Genomic DNA, 5,285 nt, shown 5'->3' on the forward strand with positions numbered 1-5,285 from the left:
GCGTGCGGTTTCCCGGTCCGGTGTTGAGGTGCCGGGCTGGTGTGGGCTGCTGTGGTCGGTGCCCGGTGGCGGTCGTGGGTGGTGTCCGGGTGGTGTTCCGGGTCGTGTTGGGGTGGGTGGTGTTGGTGGTTTTCGGGGTGGTGGTGGGTTGTGTGTGGTTGTGCGGGGGTGTGGGGGTGGCCCGCGGTCCCCGGTGTGGTGGGGGCGGGCGTGGTTGGGGGTGTTCGGCCGGGGCGGTGGCGGGTGGTGGGTCCGGCCGGCGGGTGAACGGGTGTGAAGTTGTGGGGCCTGGTCTGTGGTTGGTGTTCGGGTGGTGCGGCAGGTCGGGCTGACCGGTGGTGGTGTCCGGTCCTCGGTCTTCGGTTGTGCGGGCGGGGGTTGGGCTGGGTAGCTGTGCCGGGGTGCCGGGGTGCCGGGGTGCCGGGGTGCCGGGGTGCCGGGGTGCCGGGGTGGCGGGGTGCCGGGGTGGCCGGGTGTCTGTTGGGTTCGTCGTCCGGGCCGTGTTGGTCGTCTGGCGTGGTGCGGGCTGGTGGCCTGGTGGTGGGTGGCGGTTTGGGTGGCGGTTTGGGTGGTGTGGTGGCCTGTTCGGGTTGTCGTGCGGGGTGGCCCGGGGTGGTGTTTCGCTGGGTGGTGCTGGTTTGGTGGGGTGGCCGGCCTGCCGCCCGGGTGGGTCGGGCGGCGGGCCGTGGTGGTGCCTGGTTGTGGTGCGTGGTGGTGCTTGCCTCTTTGTTGCCTGGTGTGGCTGTCCCCTGTACCCCGGGTGGCTGTCCGTGTGCCCTTGTGGTGTCCCGTGTCCTGGCACCTTGTGTTCCGTGTCCTGTGCCCGGTGTTCTGGCGCTGGGTGGTGCGTGGTGCCCCGGTGTCCTGATGTTCCTGGGCGTCGGTGCCGTGTGCCCCTGTGGTGTTCCGGTGTCCTGGTGTTCCTGGGCGTCGGTGCCGTGTGCCCCTGTGGTGTTCCGGTGTCCTGGTGTTCCTGGGCGTCGGTGCCGTGTGCCCTTGTGGTGTTCCGGTGTCCTGGTGTTCCTGGGCGTCGGTGCCGTGTGCCCTTGTGGTGTTCCGGTGTCCTGATGTTCCCGGGCGTCGGTGCCGTGTGCCCCTGTGGTGTCCCGGTGTTCCGGTGTCCTGATGTCCGGTGATGTCCCGGGTCTTGGTGGGGGGTGCTTGGTTTCCGTGTCCTGGGCCTTGGGGCCTTGGGGCCTTGTGTCCCGTGTGGCCCGTGTGGTGGGGCCTGGTGTGCCGTGTGGTGCCGTGTGGTGCCCTGTGTCGTGGTGCCCGGTGTTCTGGTGTCCCGTGCTGTCCGTGGGGTTTGGTGCCGGGTGGTGCCGCGGTCTGTGTGGGTAACGGCGGTCCGGTGGCGGGGTGGTGCGGTGGCCGGCTCCGGTGTTTTGCCTGGTGCGGCGTGGCGGGGCGTGGCGGCGGGGTCGGCCTGGTGTGGCGTGGCGGCGGGGTCGGCCTGGTGTGGCGTGGCGGGGCTGGGCCGGGCTTGGCTGGGGCGGGCCGGGTCTGGCGGGCCGGGCTGGGTCGGGCTGGGGCGGGTGGTTTGGCCGGCTGGCCGGGCTTGGTGGTCCGGGGCGGGTGGTCTGGCCGGGCCGGGCTTGGTGGTCCGGGGCGGGTCTGGTGGTCCGGGCCGGGCCGGGTCGGGCCGGGGCGGGCTGGTTGGGGTTAGGGGTTGGTGTGGTCGGTGTGGGTGGTGGTCTGGTAGTTGCTGATGTCGAGGTGGCGGGTCTGTTTCCGGAATCGCCAGGTGTACGTCGGCCAGATCGAGGGGTTGTTCCCGCGGGTGTCGGTGTACCAGCTGGTGCAGCCGCCGTTGTTCCAGACGGTGTTCTTCAGGCGGGTCTGGACGGCGTGGTTGTAGGCGTTCTGGGCTTCTTCGCGGACGTCGATGCTGGTGATGTGGTGGGTGTCGAGGGTTTTCAGGGCGTCGAGGATGTAGGTGATCTGGGCTTCGATCATGACGGTCTGGGAGGAGTGGCCGAGGGTGGTGTTGGGTCCCAGGATCATGAAGAGGTTGGGGAAGCCGTGGATGGTGGTGCCGCGGTGGGCGGTCATGCCGTGGGTGTTCCACGTGTCGGCGAGGGTGGTGTTGTCGCGGCCGTGGATGCGGTGGGCGATGGGGCGGTTGGTGGCGGTGAAGCCGGTGGCGAGGATGATGGTGTCGATGTCGCGCCGGGTGCCGTCGGCGGTGGTGATGTGGGTGGGGCCGATGTGGGTGATGGTGTCGGAGACGATGTCGACGTTGGGTTGCTGGATGGCGGGGTACCAGGTGTTGGAGAACAGGAGGCGTTTGCAGCCGACGGTGTAGTCGGGGGTCAGGCGCCGGCGCAGGGCGGGGTCTTTGACGCTTTTCTTGAGGTGGCCGGCGGCCATGTTCTTCATGCCGGTGGTGCGGGAGGGGCTGGACATGAAGAACGCGACGATTTCGCGGCCGTGTTGGTTGAAGGCGCGGCGGAAGCGCTGGTAGCCGGGCAGGTGGCGCAGCATCCAGGTGTGGCGGGCGGTGTTGGGCTTGTCGGGTTTGGCGGCGACCCAGGGGGGTGTGCGCTGGTAGAGGTCGAGGCGGGCGACCTGGGGCTGGATCTTGGGGACGAACTGGATGGCGGAGGCGCCGGTGCCGATGACGGCGATGTTGCGGCCGGTGAGGTCGTGGTCGTGGTTCCACTGGGAGGAGTGGAAGACGGTGCCGGTGAAGGTGTCGAGGCCGGGCAGGTCGGGGGTGGCGGGGTTGGAGAGGTAGCCGGTGCCGGTGACGAGGATGCGGGCGGTGTAGCGGCCGTGGGTGGTGCGCAGGTTCCAGTGCTGGTGGGTGTCGTCCCAGCGGGCGTCGAGGAGTTCGTGGCCGTAGCGCAGGTGGGGGTCGACGCCGTAGCGGGTGGCGCAGGTCTTGAGGTAGGCGTGGACTTCGGCCTGGGTGGCGAAGGTGGATTTCCACTCGGGGTTGCGGGCGAAGGAGAAGGAGTAGAGGTGGGCCTGGACGTCGCAGGCGCAGCCGGGGTAGGTGTTGTCGCGCCAGGTGCCGCCGAGGTCGTCGGCGCGTTCGAAGACGAGGAAGTCGTCTTCTCCGCGGCGTAGGAGGCCGATGGCGGTGCCGAGGCCGGAGATGCCGGCGCCGATGACGGCGACTTTGAGGTGGCGGACGGCGAGGTCGCCGGTCTCCGCGGCGGCGGGCGCGGGCGTGGTGTCCGTGGTGGTGTCCGCGGCCGGGCCCTGGGTGGTGGCCGGGGTGGTGGGGGTGGCCCCCGCCGCCGGGGCGGGGGCTGCGGCGGTGGTGCCGGTGGCCGCGGGGGTGGTGGTGCGGTCGGGGGCGGGGGTGGTGGTCATGGCGTCGGTGTCCCTTTGTCGCGGTTGGCTTGAGGGTGCCGTTCGGTGGCCCGGCGGGGGGCGGGGTCAGGCGCGGCGGGTGAGGGTGACGCGGAAGTTGTTGAAGATGTGGTCTTCGAGGGTGTAGGCGAAGATGTCGAGGTAGCGCTCGAAGCGGGCGACGGTGGTCTCGTCGGTCATGGCGACGGCTTCGTCGCGGCGGGCGGCGAGGAGCTTGAGCCAGGCGCGGCAGGCGCGGGCGAAGGACTCGGGCTCGTTGCGGATCTCGGTGACCTCGAAGAGGCCGTCGAGGCCGGAGGCGAGTTCGGGCAGGCGCGGGATGTGGCAGCCCTCGAACTCCTCGCGCTGGAGGAACTTGAGGTCGTCCAGGAGCTGGCGGCGCAGCGGGGGGTTCTCGACGGTCATGGTGTGCAGGACGAAGCGGGCGCCGGGCTTGAGGAGGGAGTGGATCTGCTTGAAGAAGACGCGGTAGCGCTGGGTGCGCTCCTTGGGGGTGAGGGAGGAGAGCACGAAGTGTTCGAGGGCGTTGATGCAGAACGCGGCGTCGTAGGCCTGCTCGCCGTCGGCGAGGCGGTGCTCCTCCCAGCTCTCGACGCGGGCTTCGATGGCGGGGTTGCCCAGGGCGTGGACGAAGTCGGCCTGGGTGCGGGAGAGGGTGACGCCGACGGCGCGCTTGACGCCGTGGACGGTGGTGAGGCGGTTGAGCATGGTGCCCCAGCCGCAGCCGACGTCCAGGACCTTGGCGCTGCCGGCGGCGCGGGCGAGGTCGGTGAAGGCGTCGAGCTTGCGTTCCTGGGCCTCGTCCAGGACGGCGACGAGGTCCTCGCCGTCCTCCCAGTAGCCGCCGGAGTACATCATGGTCGGGCCCAGGATGAGGCGGTACAGCTCGTTGGGGACCTCGTAGTGGTGGCGGATGGCCTCGACGTCGGGGTTGATGGAGCGGGCTTCGACGGTGGTCATGGGATGGGGCCCCTCGAATGTGGTTGGCGGGTTGGGGAGAACGGGTACGGGCGCCGGCACACGCGGGGTGTGCGGCGCGGGCACGGGCCACGGGTGCGGGCGGCCGGCGCCGGGCCGGCACCTGCGCGCTCCCGGACACCGGGCACGTACGGGATGGTGCGGGGTGGTGCGGGTGGTGCGGGGTGGTGCTGTGCCCTGCGGGCCGTGTGGTCCGGGCCTGTCGGCGGGTTGGCGCCGGGGGCCGTGGGCCGTGCGGGCCGTACTGGGTGGTGCGGGTCGTGCGGGGTGGTGCGGGTGGTGCGGGGTGGTGCTGTGCCGTACCGGCTTTGTGGGCCGGGCCTGTCGGCGGGTTGGCGCCGGGGGCCGTGGGCCGTGCGGGCCGTACGGGGTGGTGCGGGTCGTGCGGGGTGGTGCTGTGCCCTGCGGGCCGTGTGGTCCGGGCCTGTCGGCGGGTTGACGCCGCGGGTCGTGGGCCGTGCGGGCCGTACGGGGTGGTGCGGGTCGTGCGGGGTGGTGCGGGTGGTGCGGGGTGGTGCTGTGCCGTACCGGCTTTGTGGTCCGGGCCTGTCGGCGGGTTGGCGCCGGGGGCCGTGGGCCGTGCGGGCCGTACGGGGTGGTGCGGGGTTGTGCGGTGTCCGACTGGCCCTGTGGGTGCGGCCGGCCGGCGGGTGGCGTCGTGATGGCGTGACGCGGGTGGGCTGTGGTGCCGTGGGCCGTGTGGAACCGGCTTGTGGGCCTGGCCTGTGTGCGGCCGGGGCCGGGGCCGGGGCCGGTTGTCGTTCCGGTGCCCGGTCTTGAGGCCTGGTCCGGTCGGGTTCGGCCTGGTCTTGCGGCCCGGTCGGGTTCGGCCTGGTCCTGCGACCTGGCCCCGGTCTTGAGGTCCGGTCCGGCCGGTCCGGCTTGGTTGGTCGGGGTGTGCCGGTGGGCGTGCGGGTGCGGTGTGTTGTGGGTCAGGTAAGCGTGTGTCTCGCAAGCGGTGCGCAAGGGCGGCGGGGTGTGGGGGG

The 5,285-nt window shown here is 71.7% G+C and carries 2 protein-coding genes; both read right to left on the minus strand.

All coding sequences use genetic code 11. The features are described from left to right. Positions 1 to 1,662 precede the first annotated feature (1,662 nt). Positions 1,663 to 3,321, minus strand: coding sequence for a flavin-containing monooxygenase (locus tag ACZ7KX_RS41970; RefSeq protein ID WP_470331220.1), 1,659 nt, complete (start codon positions 3,319 to 3,321; stop codon positions 1,663 to 1,665). A gap of 66 nt (positions 3,322 to 3,387) precedes the next feature. After that, the gene (locus ACZ7KX_RS41975) at positions 3,388 to 4,281 is read right to left on the minus strand and encodes a class I SAM-dependent methyltransferase (RefSeq protein WP_470331221.1); all 894 of its coding nucleotides are present in this window, start codon (positions 4,279 to 4,281) and stop codon (positions 3,388 to 3,390) included. Positions 4,282 to 5,285: the final 1,004 nt, after the last annotated feature.

The organism is Kitasatospora sp. NPDC038210 (assembly GCF_055600605.1).

What these genes read in the sequence shown, in the direction of transcription:
- ACZ7KX_RS41970 (WP_470331220.1), bottom strand. Translation starts at nt 3,321, where the DNA reads ATGACCACCACCCCCGCCCCCGACCGCACCACCACCCCCGCGGCCACC.
- ACZ7KX_RS41975 (WP_470331221.1), bottom strand. Translation starts at nt 4,281, where the DNA reads ATGACCACCGTCGAAGCCCGCTCCATCAACCCCGACGTCGAGGCCATC.